We start from the raw sequence: 21,198 nt of genomic DNA on the forward strand, positions 1-21,198 counted from the left end.
AAAGAAGAGGCTGGGACATAACTAGCCTGAAATAATGAAAAAGGGTTCCGTTCATCGTTTTTTGATGAACGGAACCCTTTTTTGTTTAGTTGTTCCCAGGGTTTTTGTATCACTCTTCACTCACGGCAGTGTACTTTCTTAAGTTCACCGCCATGAGCGCAAATCCTACTTCATTTTTGACGTTGTCATTACCCCTTACGGACATTCGAGTGAATCCCAAAATAGCCTTCAGAAATCCAAAAACTGGCTCTACATCGATTTTCCGTTTACCGTAGAGTTCACCTGTTTTTTCTTCCGAAAGCAGCTGTCGAACCATATTCTTTTGTAGTTCCCATTTGGCATTATAGTTGATTTTCCGATTGTCCCCATCTTTGGCTTTTGTACACTGAGAACGCAGCGGACAACCTGTACAGTCTTCGCATTCATAGACCTTAAATTTCCGAGTAAAACCATTTCGATCAGTCCGGCGAGAGACGTAACGGAACGGCAACTGTTTCCCATTCGGACATATGAAGAAATCGTCTTCCTTGTTGTAGTCCCAATTGGATACGTGAAACGCATTTTTCGTAAAGCTCTTCTTTTTCTCTTTACGATAGGTATTGTACGTGATGAGAGGCGTACGATTCCGGTTTTCCAGGACATCTATGTAGTTTTCTTCACTTCCGTACCCTGCATCAGCGACGATGTAGGTTGGTAGTTTAAAGAAATCATTTTCTACGCGATCTAGAAAGGGAAGAAATGTGCGCGTATCCGTTGGGTTCGGAAAGATATCGTAAGCGAGAGTATATTGCCCCTCCGTGGCAATCTGGAGATTGTAACCGGCTTTGAGTTGCCCGTTTTTCATGTAATCATCTTTCATGCGCATGAAGGTGGCATCGTGATCTGTCTTTGAATAACTGTTACGTTCTCCCAAAGTTTTCATATCGTTTTCGTATTTCGTTTTGCGCAACACAAAATCCTTTACCTGTTTGAGGCATTGCTTGGGTCCTTTTCGCTCTGAACGCAGCCTTTTTCGTTCAGTGACATCGTCACTCACATCAATCTTCTTACTATATTCCTCTACTTTTTCTTCTAGCTTTTCTTCTATTTTAGAGAGCTCTTCGATGGAAAGTTGTTCTGGACTTTCTCGTTCGATTTCGGGGATCACTTCTTTCTCTATCAATTCATCGTACATCGCATTCGACTTCTCAATCAGACTCTCGCTATACCTTTCAACAGCCTTGCGCCAAACAAATGTAAACTTATTGGCGTTCGCTTCAATCTTCGTACCATCAATAAATATGGCCTCATCATCAATGAGTGCTTTTTGAACGAGCTGACAACGAAACTGTACGAAGCCCTGACGGAGAAGTTCTTTGACTTCTGGGTGAACACGGAACCGGTTGATTGTGCGATAACTCGGTTCATAGCCTTGAGCCAACCACATCATACGCACACTATCCTTGAGTAGGCCTTCAATCTTTCTTCCCGAAAAAGCCGATTGCGTGTACGCACACAAAATGACTTTCATCATCATCCGTGGATGATAGGCAGGACAGCCAGTATCACGTAAGAAGCCTGAAAAAGCTTCGTCTGGAATTTGTTCCACCAAGTCATGAACGGCATAGGCGATATCATTTTCTTGTAATTTCATTTCTAAATCCAGGGGCAAAATCACTTGATTCATGTTATAATTTTTAAACATAAGGGCACCTCCGATGGTTATTGTGTGGTAACTTTAATTTTATCAGAAGGTGTCCTTATTTGATTATTACAATAAGATGAAAAATAGAAAGAGTGGCCCTGCGAACAAATTCTTTGTCCGCAGAGCCACTCTTATTTTAATTTACTGGCTTTTGTCCCAGCCTCTTCTTTTTTGTATATTTCTTCTAGTTAAGGTTTTACTCTACAAATCGTTAAGCCATCGCACAAAGGCAATAGAATGGACTCAACTCTATCATCAGTTGCTATTTGTTTATTAAATGTTCGAATAGCTTCCACATTCTCACTATGAATATCTTCATCGAAAACTTTATCACCTTGAAGGGTATTATCAGCTACGATGACTGCTCCGGGAGTTGCTAATTTTAGTGCCATAGTAAAATAGTTAGGATAGTTCACTTTATCAGCATCAATAAAGAAGAAATCGTATTGCTGGCCGGCATTATGGAGAGATTCCATATTTTGAAGAGCGGGTCCTATGACATACTTCACTTTATCGCCAAGTCCAGCTCTAGTGAGGTTGTCTTTAGCAACATTGGCGTAGGTTTCTTCTAACTCCAGGGATGTGAGGGAGCCTTCTTTCTCAAGAGCACCTGCGAGCATGATGCCACTATAACCGCCAAGTGCACCGATTTCCATTACGTTTCGAGGTTTTGCAATACTTACGAGTAGAGCTAGGAAGCGTCCTACTTCAGGTTTAATTGAGATTGCGGGCATACCATTTCTACGAATGCTTTCATTGACTGATTGAAGTGCTGTGTCTTCATTTCCAAATAAATTGCGAATATACTCATCATGGTTGCGTGCCAAGTGAATCTCATCCTTCCTGAAATTAGTGGATTCGTAATCATTGTTATGCAGAAGAGAAAGGGTGTCAAGGTAAAAGTCGTCCTCCTACTACTGTTTATTCACTAGTAGTAAAGAGAGCATGTCCCGGTTAAGTGGCTTGAATAGGGAGTAAAGTCCTAGTCCATTCCACAATACTTGGGAAAGTAGGAAACAATTCGCTTAATTAATCCGACGAAAGTTATTGTTATTTCCCAATACCCCCTTGACGAATTGTTTGTTAAACTAGTACTAACAGCAAGGATCGGTTATAAATATCTATCCTTTTTCCTACTTGCCTAAACGGAAGAAGGCAGCTGATTATGAAGGGAGAGTTTAGAATGCCGTTAGAGCAAGGGAACAAAGCACTTAAATCCGGTGAAAATGCCCATCACAATACTAAAACATCTGAGCGGGTCAATGTACCCAAGCTACCAATCGCAAGTGAAGAAGGCTTTTCTAATGTTGTAAGGGATTCAAACCAGAATTATTGGTTTACCAAGCAACTTTCATCTAACCATGTCGAGGTTTATGTCTTTGTTCACCACCTTGCTCAATTGAGAACATTTCAAGTAAACGGGAAGCCAAGTTTCTATGAATATCCTGAGTCAGTTTGCATTGCTTGTGAAGGGGAAGAATGGAATGGATGGATTTATGAGTTCGCAAAGGAAGACCCGCGAATCACACACCAGTGGCATGTGAATGGCATTTTCTGTGATCTAAAAAGAAAAGGAAATCAGCTAATTGTTTCTTCTTACCATGTTGAAGGAAATGAAGCTCTTTTAACAACATTCGGTGACAAAGGAAAAAAAGTGATCCCGCTAGAAGCTGGATATTCTCCAGTTAATATGATGATCGCAGAGGAAGGCATATATATTGCTGCACTATCGATCTCAGCTTCTTATCAAGATCAGATTCTTCTTCTAAATGATTCTTATCAGATAAAAAATTCCTTTAAGCTCGACTTTTCTCCAAGAACGATTCACTCCTGGAACGGGAGCTTAATTGTTCATGGCATCAATGGGCGAACAGGGAAAAGTGATCAGCTCGTTTATATATGCTCCAAAACAGGACATCAAGAAAAATTCCCTATCCCAAGTAGTGAGCTTGTTCAATGTTCAGATCAACATCTAACTTTCTACAACGCTGACTCAAAAATACTATCGATTTGGGATCATGAACAAAAAGAAATCATTAGTATGAGAGAATCCGAACGACCATATGTATCAAAGCATTTTTAATTCTGTCATGCTCATAAACGTTATTAATTTATTGGGCCTTTATCCTTTATAAGGACTTTTCGCTCGAAATGAGCCAGAATCGAAAAATCAATATTATGGACTAATATAGTTTTGATTTTAGAAAAAACTTGAGCTGAATGTCGCTCAAGTTTTTTGTTTTGTGAGATTTTGATGAAATGAAAAGGTGAATGAAGAAGGAACAAAGAATACAGTTAGAACTAGTGATAGAGGACCTTAATAAACATGATATACTAATTTAAAGAAAATAGAAGATACGAGGTAGAAGGGGGAAAAGAATGCGACTGGAACCTTCAAAACAAATTGATCCACAAGGATTGAAAGTTTGGCAAATTACTGGTGGACTGGCTTCTTTACTAGCCATTGCTCTCCTATGTGGCCTGTTTGTTATTCATTTAATGATAGTACCAATTCCTATATGGACATTGGTGATAAGCTGCATACTTGCTTTGCTCTTTTTCCTATTACAAACCTGGATTTTACCGAGATTACGATGGTCAAAATGGCGGTATGAAGTAACAGAACATGAAATTGAGCTTAAATATGGCGTTATTGTAGTGAAGCGAACGTTGATTCCAATGGTTCGAGTTCAACACGTTGATACAAGACAGGGCCCACTTTTAAGAGCTTATCGTCTATCATCTGTGACTATTTCTACTGCAGCAACGACTCACGAGATTCCAGCTCTATCAAATGACATAGCAGATGAGCTAAGAGACCGTATCTCCGTGCTTGCAAGGGTGGCGGAAGAAGATGTCTAATAAGAAACGTCTTCATCCAGTGGCTATGTTATTATCCCTTTTAAGATACGCAAGAGAAGCGGCGCTCCCTCTTATTTTCTTTATTTTTGTTGGGGGCGGAAGCGGCTATGAATGGTGGCACGTTATAGCAATAGGGGCACTCTTATTGTTTACGATCGGAAATGGTGTTCTTGGTTGGTTTTTTTATACATATCAAGTCGAAAACAATGAGCTTCGAATTCATCAAGGCTTTATATTTCGAAAGAAAAGATTCATTCCACGTGAAAGAATTCAATCCATTGATTTTTCTGAAGGTCTTATTCAACGTTTGTTCAGTCTTGTGAAAGTTCAAATTGAAACCGCTGGTGGTGGTGGCGAACCTGAAGTGGTTATGTCCGCTCTAAGACGTGAAGATGCAGAGCTATTAAGAAGTGAACTTTATGATAAAAGAAAACCAAAATTAGATGAAGAAGTGGAAGAACTTAAAAATCCAAAGACATTCGAATATAAGCTTTCATGGCAAGAGTTACTTATAGCGGCATCCACGTCGGGCGGTATTGGCGTAGTGATCTCGTTCGTTGCAGCCTTTGCTTCCCAAGTGGATGATCTTCTTCCTGATGCATTTTATGAGAGTATGACAGAGCGAGTGATGGAGGCTACCCTTCCATTTGTATTACTTGCTGTTGCCTTTTTATTATTAGTCTCCTGGATCTTCTCTGTTTTGGGGACTGTTTTGAAGTACGGAGGGTTCATTCTCACTCGAATGGAGAATGATTTAATCATTAATAGAGGGATATTAGAGAAGAGACAGTTAACGATTCCTGTGCATCGTATTCAGGCCATACGCATTGTAGAGGGGGTTCTTCGTCAACCGTTCGGCTTTTCTGTGCTTTATGTGGAGAGCGGTGGTGGCGGTGGAAAAGATGAACAGTTTTCAACGATTTTATTTCCGCTTATAAAGCGTCAGAAAGTTACCGAGTTGCTTGCAGAAATTCTACCTGAATTAGCGATCCATGAAGAATATGTCTCCTTGCCTGTTCGTGCTAGGAGAAGGTATTTTTTTCGATTCTGTATCCCCGTTCTATTACCAATAGGTGTCATTAGTTACTTTGTTCCATATGGCGCTATGTCGATATTGTTGCTACCGCTCTTTGCTCTGATTGGTTATCTTCATTATCGAGATGCTGCTTCTGGTGTGAAAAATGACGTGGCGCTGTTACAATTTAGGCAAATTGGGAGAACACGTGTCTATGTTTCTCGTAAGAAGGTTCAATCGCTGGAAATCGAGACGAATTTCTTCCAAAAGCGTCGAAAATTAGCTACATTTAAGGTATCGATTTTATCAAGTCTTGCTGGAAAACAGTTTAGAGTGAAAGACATCGGTCATTCTCATGCAGAAGAACTGTTAAATTGGTATTCCTATCGTTCAAATAAAAGTAAGGATAATAAAGAGTGAACTTCTTCTTGCAGAATGTCACGTCATATGAAATAGCAATACTTTTAGAGGGATCATTCATCTTATAGAAAGGGGTGTGAACATGGCGATCAATATTGAAATGTTAACAGATGACTTTCTTGAAGGTGATCAAAATCAAGCATGGGAAAGAATAATGGAGCATTCTGAGTTGCTGGAAAACAGTTATTTAACCTTCGAAGTTCTTACAAAAGCGATGCATCGTATTGGAATACTATGGGAGGAAAATAAAATATCTGTAGCGGACGAGCATTTAGCTACAACAACTTGTGATTATGTTCTATCACGATATGCGCATTTTAGAAAGATGGCGAATCGGAATTCAGAAGGACCAAAGGCTCTTTTTCTTTGTATCGAACAAGAGCAGCACTACTTGGGAGTGAAAATGATTTCATTGCTCTTTGAGGAATACGGATTTCAAACAAAGCTTTTTGGAGCAAATTTACCTCTTGAGTATACTTTAGATCAAGTTAAGAAGTGGGAAGCATCAGTAGTAGGGATTTCAGTCTCTATTCGTTACCATGCGGAGCGCTTAAATCGATATGTAACCGAACTTGAAGATTTGCCACATTCACCTGAGATAATAGTAGGAGGTAGGCTTGCATCACAATATGATTTGTCTAGCTACTGCTCTGAACAAACTACGCTAGTAGCTGATTTGTATCAGGTACGTGAATGGCTTGAAAGTTGGAAGGATAGTGTACAGTATGATTTATGATATAAATGATCATCCTCTTCCAGCTTTTTTAATTGATGAGACATTGACGATCCTTTCACAGTCCGAAAATGCTGTGAAAGCTTTCTCATTTCATTCGTCTTTCTTAGATCTAGTTGATCTTGATAGCAGAGATAAAGCGGTACGTATGTTGAGCCCCTCTCAAAATGAAGTTGAGTTAGAATTGGTCATGAATACGGTTCAGTCGCCCTATTCTCTTTTTCAGGTTTTTGCAAAATGGTCAAGTGGGATCGGGCAGATAGTTTGTATCAGACAGGATGATCGTATTGAGAAGTTGTCCACTATGCTACAGAAGCAACAGGAGAGACTAGCAGATACAAACTTTGATTTATTAGATAAAAAGGAGGAGCTTGAAGCTGCTTTATTGAAAATAAAGCAGCTATCAAGCCCCTTCTTACCAATATCTAATAATATGGGGATTATTCCTTTGTTTGGTGAACTTGAAAAGGAGCTCTTTCTTGTTAACGAATTAAATCTTTTGCAAATTTTGAACAATGGAAAGTATGAACGTGTGATTCTGGACTTTAGTGGTATTGGAGAAATTGAAAATAGCGGTGTTCTTCCGCTGTTATCGTTTTGCTCAATGCTCGAAGTTACTGGCGTTTCCGTGGTTTTATGTGGGTTAAAACCGAATCATGTGCTTCAATTAATGAAGTATGATTTTGAATTAAATCAAAACTTTGAGGTTACGGGAAGCTTAAAAGATGCTGTAGATTATTATTTAAAACAGTCTTTCATGTAAAAAAACCAGTGATTAGTTAAAATCACTGGTTTTTTTGTGTGAACTTCGTTAAACAAATCTTGCTATAAAACCAATTACGACGAGGAAAATGAAAATTCCCCATAGAATTTTTCCGCCGCGACCAGACCCTGTACGGATTTTCCTCCGTTGCCAACGATTTGGTTTAAACCGTATTTCTCCACTGTCTGCCGTTCGTCTGACGCGAATAATGCCGCGATTGATAAATGGTTTAGCTCCAATCAAAAGAATAGGTGCCAGAGCTGCCCCGCCTATAAACCCAAAGAGATGACCAAGAATGTTGATATTAGGACTTACAAATGTCATTACGAGTCCTATTCCAAGAATCATTAAAATCAATTGTGAATTTGCTTGATCAATTAATTCTTTGCGATAGAAAGCCATATAAAAATATATCCCAAAAAGCCCAAAGATTGCACCAGAAGCACCCACGTGACTGAAATTACTATCTTGCAAATAGAAGGTGGCAATATTGGCGATAATTCCAGCCCCGAAGTAGCCAACCAAGAACTTGGCTTTCCCTAACATCTGTTCTAAAGCCGGACCAAAAAGATAGAGTGAAAAGGAATTGAATAAAACGTGGGCAAATCCACCATGTAGGAAGATCGGCGTAATGAGTCTCCAATATTCACCAATTTCAATCGCTCGATTGTAGCCCACCCCAAGTCTTAAGATCGAATACAAACCAAAAAGGTTTACGAGAACAAAGAGGAGGATATGTATACCAATAAGTATGGAAATGATAGGATAATAACGGATAAATGAGCGAAAATCTTCATTTCGCACAAACATAATTCGACCACCTTTTTCAGAGAATTTATTATCAATTCAGTTCAATGGAATGTTGTAGGAGTGGCTGGTAAATTAAGCTCACTCGTTTTCTTATTAGTTTAGCATAGCTAGAGGTATAATCACTATTGAAAACACTATGCAGGCTTGTGACGAATTAGTACGAAGGAGTATAGAGATGATTAGAGGAATCGGAATAGATATGATTGAGATTGATCGTATCAAACAGGTTGTTCAGAGGAATGCTGCATTTGCTGGGCGTATCCTAACTGAACGTGAACGTAGAGAATATCAGCAAATAAGTGGGCATAGAAGTGTGGAATTTTTGGCGGGACGTTTTGCAGCTAAAGAAGCGTATGCAAAAGCGAGGGGTACTGGGATTGGTAGACTTAGCTGGCAAGACATTTGTGTGCGGAAATCGCCAGAAGGTGCGCCGTATATTGAATCAGCCGATCAAGATGAGAAGATACATATATCCATTTCACATACGAAGCAGCATGCTATTGCACAAGTAATTATTGAGTGCTCGTCAAGCTAGTCTGCATAAGGTGGAGACTTGCCTCATATAATTTACCACGGTCAGGAGGGACCTGTTGTGAGAATCGTATCCGGAGAAGAAATGTATGAAGCAGACCGTTTTGCCATGGAGGAAATCGGGATTAGCGGTGTGATGTTGATGGAAAATGCGGGGAAAGCTCTATTTGAGGCGATGAAGAGCAGAATTCAAAAAGAAAAGCGTGTGGCTGTATTAATTGGCACAGGGAATAACGGAGGCGACGGTTTTGTTCTGGGAAGATATTTAAAAGAGCATGGATATGATGTAGATATCTGGTTGATTCCACCATATTCAAAGATAAGGGGAGACGCTAGAACTCACTTCGATATTTATCGTAGCCTCTCGTATTCTTACAAATCGTATGAAGACGGAGTTGCATTCGCTCGGGACATTCAAAACTATTCTGTAGTTATCGATTGTCTTCTAGGACTTGGCTTATCAGGGGCAATTCGTGCTCCATACGATGAGGTAATTAGGCAATTGAATCGGTCTTCTGCAACGGTTTTATCTGTTGATCTTCCGAGCGGTCTACATGCGAATGGAGGATACGTGGGCGAAGGCGTTCCGGTTCGTGCGAATAAAACTTATACGATTCAGTGTCCAAAATTAGGAGCCTTCCTTTATCCAGATGCCGATTTTTATGGAGATTTAGAGGTAGTTGATATTGGTCTACCACAGGCTGCTTTTTCATCTGTATTCAATAGAGAACTCTGGCAAAAGTCAGATGTACATCGCACGCTTTCTGATCGATCGGCGTCCTCTCATAAAGGAAGCCATGGAAAAGGGCTGGTGATTGGAGGATCAAAGGGAATGGTTGGAGCGCCTGTTATGACAGCGAAAGCTGCCTATAGGAGCGGAGCGGGGTTAATTCAGGCTTCAGTACCTGATGAAATTCTTTCTGTGGTGGCTGGAACAGTCGTTGAAACAATTTTCCAGGGGTGGTCATCTCGCGAAGGATTTTTCTCTGGAGAAGTGCCGGAGGACCTTTCTTCTTTCGATGGAATTGCTGTTGGTCCAGGTCTTGGGAGAAAACCGGGGTGTAAATCAGTTGTTGAAGCAGCGTTATCAACAACTTCCCCCCTCATTCTGGACGCAGATGCTTTGTACCACCTGGCAGAATTGAAAGGATGTCTGAAGGCAAGGGAAACACCGACTGTGCTAACGCCCCATCCTGGAGAGATGGCAAGGTTAACTGACTTGCCAATCGAGGAAATTCAGCGTAAGCGATTCGAGATCTCTCGTTCATTTGCTAAAGAATTCGGTGTTTACCTTGTATTGAAAGGCCCGAATACGATTGTAACTTCCCCAGATGGAAGTCAGTTCGTTAACACAACAGGTAATCCAGCGCTTGCTAAGGGAGGAACCGGTGACGTCCTGACTGGTATGGTACTTGCTTTCGTTATGCACAGTTCGTCCATCCAAGAAGGGATAAGCAATGCGGTATTTCTACATGGGCAAGCAGCAGATACCCTTGTTCAAACGACTCACACTACTCTTGACGTACTGGCGACTGATGTTATTGCTACGATTCCAACCGTTCTGCATTCATTTCTTAACCAACATCACGGATAGGTTTTTCACATGACAGGAACCTCCTTTGTCGTTTTAAATGAGGCAAAGGAGTTGGATAGAGTGAAAAAGTTCGGAGTCGTTTTTCTTATCGGAGTACTGATGCTTGTGGCACTATCGGGATGCGGACAGAAAAGTCAGCAGGATGTTGTAGATGCTTTAGACAAAAAGTTGAATGAGATGGAGAGCTATAAAGTAAATGCCAAAATGACGCTTGAAACAGGTGAAGAACCACAGCGTTATGATGTAGAGATCTGGTACCAAAAGCCCTCTTTTTATCGTGTTGAGTTAAAAAACGCTTCAAAAGAACAGAGTCAAATTATCTTGCGTAACGATGAAGGGGTATTTGTTCTGACTCCTGCTCTTAATAAAAGTTTTAGATTCCAGAGTGATTGGCCGGAGAATGGTAGCCAGGCCTATCTCTATAACACGCTTGTTCTAGATATACTAAATGATTCTGGAGCAGAATTTGAAGCAAAAGAAAATGATTATGTGTTTACAACGAAAACAAACTACCAGAACAAGAACTTATCAAAACAGTCTATCCAATTAAATAAGAAAGACCTTGCGCCAGAGAAAGTAACCATTATGAATCAAGATCAGAAACCTCTTGTTGATATTGAATTCTCTAATATGAAATTCAACGCTTCATTCGATAAGGGTGCATTTGATATGGAACGAAATATGACAGCTGCTCAGTTAGAAATACCTGTCATTGCTACAACAAATGAACCGTTTGAAGTTGTGTATCCAATGTACGAACCACAAGGCACAGGTCTTACAGATGAGAAAGAAGTAGCCACAAACAAAGTTATGTTAAGCTTCACTGGTGAAAAGTCCTTTACGTTAATAGAAGAGAAAAGTGAGGCGGTGCTCGAAACAAGTGCTCCTGTCTCGGTAGGTGAGGGTCAACCGGTGGACTTAGGCTTTACAATGGGTGTCATGACAGATACGACAGTTACCTGGAACCATAATGGTGTTGATTTCTTCCTGGCTTCAAATGATTTAACTCAAGAAGAGATGGCGTCTGTGGCAAGGTCAGTGTATGGTATGACGGAAATTAAATAACACTTCAAAGAGGTTCAGCTATGATTACATGGCTGAACCTTTTTTAGAAATAGCTATAGTAAACCATATTTAATAGCTTCCAGCGCTTGTCGGAATTAACGAGACACTTGCGCTTTTATTGTCTAGCTCCAGTGTCTAGTTCCTCGAGTCGCTTCAGCTTTTCCCCAGAACACAAAGGGCGTGTTCAGGAAAAAAGCTTCCAGTGCTTGTCGGAACTAAACGAGACACTTGCGCTTTTCTTGAAATCTCCTAAAATAGAGGGCAGAGTGATTTGTTTTAGGAGGAAGTTGGAATGGACAATCAGGCGTTTTATCGTGAAACTTGGGCTGAGGTTAATCTGGATGCCATTGAACAGAATGTAAAATCATATAAGCAATATGTGCCGAAAGATGTTTCCATCATGGCTGTTGTGAAAGCAAATGGGTATGGACATGGAGCTGTTGCGACAGCTAAGAAGGCTTTAAGCGCTGGGGCTAAATACCTTGCGGTAGCTATTCTTGATGAGGCACTTGCACTTCGTGAAGAAGGAATTGATGCTCCCATTCTTGTATTGGGATGGGTGCCTCCTGAGTATGTGAAAATGGCAGCAGAACATGACATTACCCTTACTGCTTTCCAAAAAGATTGGATCGAACAAGCTGCGAGAGTACTAGGGGAATTACCACTTAATATCCATTTGAAAGTTGACACTGGGATGGGGCGTCTTGGGATAAAAAAGGAAACAGAAGCAACCATGATTATAGAAAGGTTAAGAAAGCACACTTCTTTTATCGTTGAGGGGATCTACACTCATTTCGCGACAGCGGATGAACCGGATAATGCTTTCATTGAATCTCAAATAGCAACTTTTAAAAAAATGAAAGATTATTTTCGAAGAGAAGGTATTGAGCCTAAATGGGTTCATCTTGGAAATAGTGCAGGAGCGATTCGCTACCCTGATCGAATTGGAAATTTAATTCGTATCGGTATTTCAATGTATGGATTGATTCCTTCTCAAGAGATGAAGTCCATTCAACCTTTTGAGCTTAAACCTGCATTTAGTCTTCATAGTCAGCTAGTTAACGTGAAGCAAATGAGCACAGGAGAGCCGATTAGCTATGGGTCTACGTATCACACAGCTGAAGGGGAATGGATTGGAACAGTTCCTATTGGATATGCTGATGGATGGATACGTAAACTAAGTAATGCTTATGTTCTCATAAATGGCGAGCGTGCACCTATTGTGGGCCGTATCTGTATGGATCAACTCATGGTTCGTCTTTCTTCTGAAGTTGAAATAGGAACTCATGTGACGCTAATTGGAGTACAAGGTTCAGAGGAAATTACAATAGATGACATTGCTGAACGACTTGAGACGATTAACTATGAAATTCCTTGTATGATAGGACCGCGCGTTCCGAGACTTTTTCGTGAAAACGGAGAAAAAAAAGGCGTAATGAATACAATTTTAAAAAAATAGTAAAATAAAAGAAGGATTTTGGAAGAATATGATGAAATAGTCTTGTGGAAAGTTGTTTTGCAATGCGTCGTTTGCAATGGTAAGATTAATGGTGGAATACAATATGAGTAGCAGTGCTTCGGAGGTGTATGTTTGTGTCAGAGGCAAACAAAAAATCGATTGTTGTAACTCTCCCACAACATATTTTAAATGAGGTGGATGGTATTATTCAACAGGAACAGCTTGATCGTAACGAGTTCATATCACAGGCCACGACAATGTATATTCGCGAACGAAAGAAGCGACAAATTCGTGACGCCATGCGCCAGGGGTACATGGAGATGGCTAAGATTAACTTGAACCTTGCAGCAGAAGCCTTTCTTGTTGAGGAGGAAGCAGAGCACACCGTGGACCGCTTAGTAAGCGGGGTGTAGTGGCTTGATTGTCAAACGAGGTGATGTGTATTTTGCTGACCTTTCTCCTGTTGTAGGTTCTGAACAAGGTGGGGTAAGACCCGTCTTAATTATTCAGAACGACATTGGGAATCGTTTTAGTCCTACTGTCATTGTTGCCGCAATTACTGCGCAAATCCAAAAAGCTAAGCTGCCCACACATGTGGAAATTGATGCCAAGCGTTACGGGTTTGAACGTGATTCGGTTATCCTGCTAGAACAAATTCGTACCATTGATAAACAGCGTCTAACTGATAAAATCACTCACCTTGATGAGGGTATGATGCAAAGAGTGCAAGAAGCTTTGCAGATCAGCCTTGGACTCATTGATTTTTGAAAACGTATAATACCCAAACGAAGCTGCTCCTATGAGCAGTTTTTTTGTATCATATAATTGTTTTTAGGTAGAGTGCTTCCTTGCAACTCTTGGTCTGCTCCCCCTTTTATTCACCACATTTCGTGTAGCTCATAGCAGGGAATTTTCTAGTTATGTCGAAAAGTGTGTTAAGATGAAAATGATGTGATGCGCTAAGACTAGTAAGGCATAATAATTGCGAGTGATTTCTTGCAATGAGAAGATAAATGAATGAAGAAAGATCGTAGGGAGGAGCACGATGGACAAGTTAGTTATACAATTATTGAACGAAAGCCGAGAACGTATTTACACCAGATGGATGGATGAGATGGAGAGAGTACGTGATGAACATCGGCTTCAATCAATAACAGATAATGCTTATATAGAAACAAACAAAGAGTTGTTCGAAATTATTTACACGCATATTGAACAAAACGTTCATAAACCAACAGATCGAATGACGGAGTTTGCAGAGCGTTTGATGAAGATTGGGTGGAGACTGAGTTATGTCACTCAGGGATTACAAAACTTCCGTCGAATTATTCTAGGTGTTCTTCTTGATGCGAATCAATCTAATGATAGAGTGTTTAGCATGTACGATGAAATCGATCGTTGGATCGATCCAATTGTTAATCAATTAATTAATGAGAGCGCAAAAAATTGGGAGAACACTGTATCTATTCAAAAAGTTGCTCTTCAAGAATTATCTGCACCTCTCATCCCGGTATTTGAGAATATTAGCGTCATGCCACTTATAGGCACAATTGATACTGAGCGGGCGAAACTTATAATGGAAAACTTGTTAACTGGTGTTATTAAACACAGGTCTCAAGTTGTTCTTATTGAAATCACTGGGGTTCCAGTTGTTGATACGATGGTCGCTCATCATATTATACAAGCAGCAGAAGCAGTGAGACTTGTTGGCGCTCAGTGCATTCTTGTAGGGATTAGACCAGAAATTGCTCAAACAATCGTTAACCTAGGAATTGACCTTGGACAATTCCCAACGAAAAGTACGTTATTTAAAGGCATGAAAACTGCATTAGAAATGACAAAACGTCAGATGATTGAGATTGAGTAAGGGGGGAAGACAATGCGAATTCCTATATTAAAATTAAATGAGTATTTACTAATTACCATACAAATAGACCTCGATGACAAAACAGCACTTCAATTTCAGGAGGATTTGCTCGAGAAGATTCATGAAACAGGAGCAAAGGGCGTTGTAATTGATTTAACTTCTGTCGATATGATTGATTCATTTATTGCCAAAGTTTTAGGTGATGTAGTGCGCATGTCGAATTTAATGGGGGCAAAAGTAGTACTGACAGGAATTCAACCTGCCGTTGCTATTACGTTAATTGATTTAGGAATCATGATGAAAAATGTCCCGACTGCATTAGATTTAGAACAGGGGTTAGAGAAATTACAACAGGAATTGGGGGGATAAGTTATGAATATCCAATCCTGTGTGGAAGTACGAAATGAATGGGATATTGTGAAAGCGAGACAGTCTGGTAGGAATATAGCAAAAGAGCTAGGCTTCGGTACTGTTGATCAAGCTCGTATTACGACGGCTATTTCTGAACTCGCTCGTAACATATACCTCTATGCCGGGAGTGGCGAAGTAGCCATTGAACGGGTAGAAAACGGGGGGAAGTTAGGACTTAAAATCGAAGCATCTGACTCTGGCCCGGGAATTAAAGATATTAGAAAAGTAATGGAAGATGGTTTTACAACCTCTGGTGGTCTTGGAGCTGGTCTTCCTGGGGTCAAACGATTAATGGATGAGTTTACGATCGATTCGAAAGAAAATGAAGGAACTGTTATCACTTCTATTAAATGGCTCCGTTAAGGAGGATAGACAATAATGGACGACCGAGATCTTCAATATCAAAAATACAAAGCAATATTAGAGAATTATTTAGAGGAGCAGTCTGAGCAAACCTTATATAAGGGACAGCAGTTTAGTCGAAAGATGATCGAACAAAAGATATCTCCTGAAGAAGCTGTCAGTCTCCATGTGAGCGTTCTTGAGGAACTGTTCCCGGATATACCTGAGCCGCTTAAAAATTCATATGATTTTCTACTTGAGATGATGATCGGGTATGGATTTGCATACAGAGAGCATCAGAGTCTTCGTAGTCGTCAGCAACAATTAGAATCCGAAATTGAGATCGCGGCAAACATGCAGCAAACCTTGCTTGCGGGTGATAAGCCAGAAGTTCAGGATCTTGATATTGGTGCTATTAGTAAACCCGCCCAGAAAATGAGCGGGGATTACTATCATTTTGTTCAAGATGAGAACAATTGCGTTAGTGTAGCTATCGCTGATGTTATAGGCAAAGGTATTCCAGCTGCTTTGTGCATGAGTATGATTAAATACACAATGGATAGCGCGCCAGAGCAGCGAATGCAGCCGGGTGCGGTTCTTGAAAATCTAAATCGAGTAGTGGAACAAAATGTTGACCCTAATATGTTCATTACGATGTTTTACGGATTATATGATCCTAGGGTACATTCATTTTATTACGCTGGTGCCGGTCATGAACCGGGCTTTTTTTACGATGCAGAAAAAGATGAGTTCGAGGAGCTATTTACAAAGGGACTTGTCCTAGGGGTTTCAAAGAAAACGTCATATCAAGAATACCAACGTGTCCTTAATGGAAATGATATGGTTATCATGCTTTCAGATGGTGTAACTGAATGCCGCTCCACTAATGGTTTTATTGAACGTGATGAAATTGTTGCGTTAATTCGTAAATACATCCACCTCTCTGCTCAAGAAATTGTCGATGAGGTTTATCGAGAGCTTGAGCGCTTACAGGAGTTTGAACTCAGAGATGATTTCACCCTTGTTATTTTGCGTCGTGAGGTTTAACTTCTTTCTAAAAGTGGAATAAGGAATTAATGGATTTAACTAATAATTAGAAGCAACCTACAGGGGGTAATGTTATGAATTTGCAAATCAAACAAGAAGACCATGAAAATACACATCATTTACATATAGCTGGTGAAATAGATGCTTATACAGCACCTCAGCTCCGTGAAGCTTTGCTTCCGTTAACTGGAAAAGAAGGACATGAGACACTTGTTCATCTTGGTGACGTAAACTATATGGACAGTACTGGTCTTGGTGTTTTCGTAGGTGCACTGAAGTCATCTAAAGAGCACGGTAGCTCTATTAAGTTGACTGGAATGACTTCACGCGTACAGCGTCTTTTTGAAATCACTGGATTAGACGAAGTGATCGATATCGAAGACGTAAAGGGGGGATCGAAGTGATCAATATTTCAGATTTTGTTGAAATGAAAATCCCTGCACAAGCAGAATTTGTTGGCGTTACGAGATTAACGGTTTCAGGAATTGCGAATCGCATGGGGTATTCCTATGATGAGATTGAGGATATCAAAATTGCTCTTTCAGAAGCTTGTACAAATGCAGTGAACCATGCCTATAAAGAAGATGAAAAGGGTCAAATCACAATTGGATTTGGTATTTATGAAGACCGACTTGAGATGATGGTGCTCGATCGCGGTCAAAGTTTTGACTATACAAAAGTTTCCGAAAAGCTTGGACCAGTTGATAGTGACAAGTCTGTAGAACAACTCAGTGAGGGAGGATTAGGGCTCTTTCTGATTGAATCACTGATGGACAAAGTGGAAATCAGTGGAGAGGACGGAGTAGTAGTCATGATGACAAAGTTCCTCCACAGAGATGGGGTGGAAGTAGATGCCGACACAATCTCATCATCCCCGCAATAATAACAACAATGAGGTATATGAGTGGATTGAGCAATATCAAAACGATCCGACTGATGAAGTTGTTCAACTAAAGCTTGTTGAGAGGTATCAGGATCTTGTGCAGTCACTCGCTCGTAAGTTCTCGAAGGGGAAAAGCATTCATGACGACCTTTCACAGGTTGGGATGATTGGGTTGCTTGCAGCTCTTCGTCGTTACGACCCTGAATTTGGTAGAAGCTTTGAATCGTTTGCAGTTCCAACGATTGTCGGTGAAATCAAACGGTTTATTCGGGACAAAACATGGAGTGTTCATGTGCCGAGAAGAATAAAAGAGCTTGGACCCCGTATTAAAAAAGCGGTTGAAGAATTAACTAATGAACTTCAGCGTTCTCCAAAGGTCGATGAACTTGCAGAGTACCTTAATGTATCTGAGGAAGAAGTTCTTGAGACGATGGAAATGGGCAAAAGTTATCAAGCTCTTTCGGTTGATAGTTCAATTGAAGCAGATCAGGAAGGAAGTACAGTTACTCTACTTGATCTAGTTGGTGATCAAGAGCAAGGGTTTGATCTTGTGGATCAGCAAATGCTTCTTAAAAAGGCTTTTGCAGTACTCACTGAGCGAGAACAAGAAATCTTGAATTGTACGTATTTTGAAAATATGAGCCAGAAAGAAACTGGAGAAAAGCTTGGTATTTCACAAATGCATGTTTCCCGCTTGCAGAGAAGAGCTCTCGAAAAATTAAGACAGGCAATTCGTATTGAACCAACGGAGGCTTTTTAATCATGATTCATCATCATGATTTTAAAAAGCTTACTGTTGCAGCTTATCAGAAACCTAAGGCAGGTAATCAGATGTGCGGGGATAGCTATTATGTAGCTGAAACATCTGATTATTTCATTTGCGCTGTAGCGGATGGGCTTGGCAGTGGAGATATGGCTAAAGATTCTTCCCTAGCCGCTATCAATGTAGTAAAAGAATATCAGGATGAAGATGTAGAAACTTTGATGAAACGTGCAAATGAAGAGATGAGAGGGAAACGTGGGTGCGTGCTTTCTATTTTTAAACTTGATCTTAAGACAAGACAGCTCGAATATAGTGGTATAGGAAATATTAATTTAATTATTTACCAACCGGATGGTAAGATTATTCGTCCTATCTCTTATTCAGGGTATCTCTCAGGAAAGCTTCAGAAGGTGAAGGTGCAATCAATTGATTATCCTTCAGGGTCCTCTTTCGTTACTTATTCTGACGGTGTTCAAATTAGTTCTAAAAACTACTCAATGATTGCTCGATTTGATTCAGTAAAGGAATCCTTTCAGCATTTAACAGACGCGCTTCCCTCTACAAATGATGACATTACTCTCCTTGTAGGGAAAACGGTATAAAAAGTTCTTCCAGATAAATCAGGGAGAGCTTTTTTATTTTGGTTTAAGTTTCTACTACTAGTAGTAGAAACCGTCTGAAGTGTTTTAGTGATTATGCTTGCGCGCTTTTAACTAATCAACTTATCCGGTAAACTAATAGTATTATCGAATGAGTCCCGAGGAGGAATTATTTTGGAAATGACAGCAGATAAAAAGCAAGCGGAACATTTTCATAAGGTAGCGCAGAAATTGCAGCTTGCTGAACGAAGTGTACGAGAAGTAATCACACTTTTAAATGATGGTAACACGGTTCCGTTTATTGCGCGTTACCGTAAGGAGTTAACAGGTGGGCTTGATGAAGTTCAATTGAGGGATATTCAGGAAGCTTGGCTTTATCTTCAAAATCTCGCCAATCGAAAAGAAGAGGTTATTCGTCTCATACGGGAGCAAGACAAACTAACAGATGAATTAAAGAAGCAACTAGAGAAGGCTACTAAGCTTCAAGAAGTAGAAGATCTATATCGACCTTATAAACAAAAGAAACGAACGAAGGCTACAATTGCAAAAGAGAAGGGATTGGAGCCTCTTGCTCTTTGGATTCTAAATGATGGAACTGGAGAAGCCTCCGAAGCGGCTGTAGAATACATATCAAAAGAAAACGAAGTTCCTACAGTGGAAGATGCCATCCAAGGAGCGCAGGATATTATTGCTGAATGGATATCAGATGATGCGGACGCACGTAAGTGGATTCGTGCAAAAACATTTCAACATGGTATTCTTCAAACCGCTGTGAAATCTGAAGAAGAAGATCCTAAAAAGATATTTGAAATGTACTATTCCTACCAGGAAGGTATTTCAAAAATCGTTCCACATCGGGTTCTGGCGATTAATAGAGGTGAGAAGGAAAAAGTTTTACGTACATCAGTCACCCCACCTACTGATTCAATCCATGATTATTTAAATAGGAAAATAATAAAAAATCAGCAGCAAAGTTGCGTCACTCTATTAGAGGAAGCCATTATTGACAGTTACAAACGTCTTATTCAACCTTCTGTAGAAAGAGAAATACGTAAAGAATTAACTGAGCGAGCTGAGGACCAAGCCATTCATATTTTCTCAGAAAACCTAAAACATCTTTTGCTACAACCCCCTTTAAAAGGAAAGAGAGTACTTGGGGTAGATCCTGCCTTTCGAACTGGGTGTAAACTAGCTGTTGTTGATGATACCGGTAAAATGCTTAATGTGTCTGTTATCTATCCAACACCGCCACGCTCAGAAGTCGAGAAAGCGAAAGCTATAGTGATACAAATGATAAAAGACTACGATATTGAGATGGTTGCTATAGGGAACGGGACGGCATCACGTGAAACCGAACAGTTTATTGCAGATGTGATAAAAGAAGTGGAAGTAAAAGTGGTCTATTTAATTGTTAATGAAGCAGGAGCGAGTGTTTACTCTGCATCAGACCTTGCAAGAGAAGAGTTTCCTGATCTACAGGTGGAGGAACGTTCGGCGGTTTCCATTGCGCGTAGAGTTCAAGACCCACTTGCTGAGCTAGTTAAAATTGATCCTAAATCAGTAGGAGTGGGACAATATCAGCACGATGTGTCTCAGAAAAAGCTGAATGATCAATTAACCTTTGTCGTGGAAACCGCTGTTAACCAGGTTGGCGTTAATGTGAATACAGCTTCTGTCTCTCTCCTTCAATATGTAGCTGGTCTTTCTCGAGCAGTTGCGATGAATATCGTTAAAAAACGAGATGAAGAAGGAAAGTTTACAAGTAGGGTGCAGTTAAAGAAAGTGCCAAGGCTTGGTGCTAAAACATATGAGCAGTGTATTGGATTTCTTCGAATAATGGGAGGGAAGCAACCTCTTGATCAAACAGAGATCCACCCTGAAAGTTATCAGGTAACAAAAGCACTTTTAGAACGCATTGATTGTAAGCCGCAGGATATTGGGACTGAAAAACTAGTGCAATCTTTGTCTGCAATTCCGATGAAGGAAACTGCAGAGGCTTTAAATATAGGGGAACCCACGTTACAAGATATTGTGGCATCTCTGCAGAAGCCGGGGCGTGACCCCCGAGATGAACTCTCACAGCCTATTTTAAAAACAGATGTTTTGAAAATGGAAGATCTTGAACAGGGTATGGAGTTAGAAGGAACAGTACGAAACGTAGTAGACTTTGGTGCTTTTATTGATATAGGGGTTAAACAAGATGGGCTTGTTCATATCTCGAAATTAACGACTCGCTTTGTGAAAAACCCTATGGAAGTTGTCCATGTAGGGCAAGTTGTTACTGTATGGGTTGATGAAGTTGATTTGAAAAGGGAAAGAATCGCTCTTACTATGCTAAAGCCATCATAAG

Annotated in this window: 23 protein-coding genes; 20 read left to right on the top strand and 3 right to left on the bottom strand. The window is 40.3% G+C overall.

Going from position 1 to position 21,198, the window contains the following annotated elements:
• Window positions 1–109 precede the first annotated feature (109 nt).
• A complete protein-coding gene (locus tag AC0VYJ_RS01230; RefSeq protein WP_475366316.1) occupies window positions 110–1,684 on the bottom strand; it encodes an IS1182 family transposase in 1,575 nt (524 codons plus the stop codon).
• 188 nt (window positions 1,685–1,872) lie between these two features.
• Window positions 1,873–2,511: an O-methyltransferase gene (locus AC0VYJ_RS01235; RefSeq protein ID WP_430241940.1), complete on the bottom strand. Its 639-nt coding sequence runs from the start codon at window positions 2,509–2,511 to the stop codon at window positions 1,873–1,875.
• A 356-nt stretch (window positions 2,512–2,867) separates the two neighbouring features.
• On the opposite strand from AC0VYJ_RS01235, the gene AC0VYJ_RS01240 reads away from it, so the two are divergent.
• The 5 genes from AC0VYJ_RS01240 to AC0VYJ_RS01260 all read left to right on the top strand — a co-directional run bounded on the left by AC0VYJ_RS01240 (window position 2,868) and on the right by AC0VYJ_RS01260 (window position 7,477).
• Window positions 2,868–3,767 carry a hypothetical protein gene (locus AC0VYJ_RS01240; protein ID WP_430241938.1) on the top strand — a complete coding sequence of 300 codons (900 nt, stop codon included), beginning with the start codon at window positions 2,868–2,870 and terminating at the stop codon, window positions 3,765–3,767.
• Between the two features lie 296 nt (window positions 3,768–4,063).
• Complete coding sequence (locus AC0VYJ_RS01245; protein ID WP_475366317.1) at window positions 4,064–4,546, top strand: PH domain-containing protein; 483 nt, start codon at window positions 4,064–4,066, stop codon at window positions 4,544–4,546.
• Window positions 4,539–5,981, top strand: coding sequence for a PH domain-containing protein (locus tag AC0VYJ_RS01250; RefSeq protein ID WP_475366318.1), 1,443 nt, complete (start codon window positions 4,539–4,541; stop codon window positions 5,979–5,981). Before AC0VYJ_RS01245 ends, AC0VYJ_RS01250 begins: the two co-directional genes overlap by 8 nt.
• 82 nt (window positions 5,982–6,063) lie before the next feature.
• Window positions 6,064–6,717, top strand: a complete 654-nt coding sequence (locus AC0VYJ_RS01255; RefSeq protein ID WP_475366319.1) for a cobalamin B12-binding domain-containing protein — start codon at window positions 6,064–6,066, stop codon at window positions 6,715–6,717.
• Entirely contained in the window at window positions 6,707–7,477 is a 771-nt protein-coding gene (locus AC0VYJ_RS01260; protein ID WP_475366320.1) for an STAS domain-containing protein, read from the top strand. The genes AC0VYJ_RS01255 and AC0VYJ_RS01260 overlap by 11 nt, the downstream gene beginning before the upstream one ends.
• A 48-nt stretch (window positions 7,478–7,525) precedes the next feature.
• On the opposite strand, the gene AC0VYJ_RS01265 is transcribed toward AC0VYJ_RS01260, so the two are convergent.
• Window positions 7,526–8,287, bottom strand: a complete 762-nt coding sequence (locus AC0VYJ_RS01265) for a rhomboid family intramembrane serine protease (RefSeq protein WP_430241926.1) — start codon at window positions 8,285–8,287, stop codon at window positions 7,526–7,528.
• 175 nt (window positions 8,288–8,462) lie between these two features.
• Here AC0VYJ_RS01265 and acpS point away from each other — a divergent pair, with 175 nt between their 5' ends.
• From acpS to AC0VYJ_RS01340, 15 genes are all read left to right on the top strand, one after another.
• Window positions 8,463–8,822: a holo-ACP synthase gene (gene acpS / locus AC0VYJ_RS01270; protein ID WP_194222500.1), complete on the top strand. Its 360-nt coding sequence runs from the start codon at window positions 8,463–8,465 to the stop codon at window positions 8,820–8,822.
• Window positions 8,823–8,879: 57 nt separating this feature from the next.
• Window positions 8,880–10,412 (top strand): NAD(P)H-hydrate dehydratase, encoded by a 1,533-nt coding sequence (locus AC0VYJ_RS01275; protein WP_475366321.1) that lies wholly within the window; start codon window positions 8,880–8,882, stop codon window positions 10,410–10,412.
• 60 nt (window positions 10,413–10,472) lie between these two features.
• Entirely contained in the window at window positions 10,473–11,477 is a 1,005-nt protein-coding gene (locus AC0VYJ_RS01280; protein ID WP_430241920.1) for a LolA family protein, read from the top strand.
• Window positions 11,478–11,769: 292 nt separating this feature from the next.
• Entirely contained in the window at window positions 11,770–12,936 is a 1,167-nt protein-coding gene (gene alr / locus AC0VYJ_RS01285; RefSeq protein ID WP_475366322.1) for an alanine racemase, read from the top strand.
• A 128-nt stretch (window positions 12,937–13,064) separates the two neighbouring features.
• Window positions 13,065–13,349, top strand: a complete 285-nt coding sequence (locus AC0VYJ_RS01290) for a CopG family ribbon-helix-helix protein (protein WP_048312993.1) — start codon at window positions 13,065–13,067, stop codon at window positions 13,347–13,349.
• A gap of 4 nt (window positions 13,350–13,353) precedes the next feature.
• Window positions 13,354–13,704: a type II toxin-antitoxin system endoribonuclease NdoA gene (ndoA, locus tag AC0VYJ_RS01295; RefSeq protein WP_048312992.1), complete on the top strand. Its 351-nt coding sequence runs from the start codon at window positions 13,354–13,356 to the stop codon at window positions 13,702–13,704.
• A 277-nt stretch (window positions 13,705–13,981) separates the two neighbouring features.
• Window positions 13,982–14,803, top strand: a complete 822-nt coding sequence (locus tag AC0VYJ_RS01300; protein WP_430241915.1) for an STAS domain-containing protein — start codon at window positions 13,982–13,984, stop codon at window positions 14,801–14,803.
• Between the two features lie 12 nt (window positions 14,804–14,815).
• Window positions 14,816–15,172, top strand: a complete 357-nt coding sequence (locus AC0VYJ_RS01305) for an STAS domain-containing protein (RefSeq protein WP_194222497.1) — start codon at window positions 14,816–14,818, stop codon at window positions 15,170–15,172.
• Between the two features lie 3 nt (window positions 15,173–15,175).
• Window positions 15,176–15,577, top strand: coding sequence for an anti-sigma regulatory factor (locus AC0VYJ_RS01310; RefSeq protein WP_194222496.1), 402 nt, complete (start codon window positions 15,176–15,178; stop codon window positions 15,575–15,577).
• Between the two features lie 15 nt (window positions 15,578–15,592).
• A complete protein-coding gene (locus AC0VYJ_RS01315) occupies window positions 15,593–16,603 on the top strand; it encodes a PP2C family protein-serine/threonine phosphatase (RefSeq protein WP_303535794.1) in 1,011 nt (336 codons plus the stop codon).
• Between the two features lie 74 nt (window positions 16,604–16,677).
• Complete coding sequence (locus AC0VYJ_RS01320) at window positions 16,678–17,007, top strand: STAS domain-containing protein (protein WP_048312987.1); 330 nt, start codon at window positions 16,678–16,680, stop codon at window positions 17,005–17,007.
• Between the two features lie 23 nt (window positions 17,008–17,030).
• Window positions 17,031–17,486, top strand: coding sequence for an anti-sigma B factor RsbW (rsbW, locus tag AC0VYJ_RS01325; protein ID WP_048313049.1), 456 nt, complete (start codon window positions 17,031–17,033; stop codon window positions 17,484–17,486).
• Window positions 17,455–18,246, top strand: coding sequence for an RNA polymerase sigma factor SigB (gene sigB / locus AC0VYJ_RS01330; RefSeq protein ID WP_194222493.1), 792 nt, complete (start codon window positions 17,455–17,457; stop codon window positions 18,244–18,246). The genes rsbW and sigB overlap by 32 nt, the downstream gene beginning before the upstream one ends.
• Window positions 18,247–18,248: 2 nt before the next feature.
• Complete coding sequence (locus AC0VYJ_RS01335; RefSeq protein WP_475366323.1) at window positions 18,249–18,851, top strand: PP2C family serine/threonine-protein phosphatase; 603 nt, start codon at window positions 18,249–18,251, stop codon at window positions 18,849–18,851.
• Window positions 18,852–19,028: 177 nt separating this feature from the next.
• Window positions 19,029–21,197, top strand: a complete 2,169-nt coding sequence (locus AC0VYJ_RS01340; RefSeq protein WP_475367439.1) for a Tex family protein — start codon at window positions 19,029–19,031, stop codon at window positions 21,195–21,197.
• Window position 21,198: the final 1 nt, after the last annotated feature.

It is taken from the genome of Anaerobacillus sp. 63XJN7_5_ISO-PGPR-S23-430 (genome assembly GCF_056173695.1).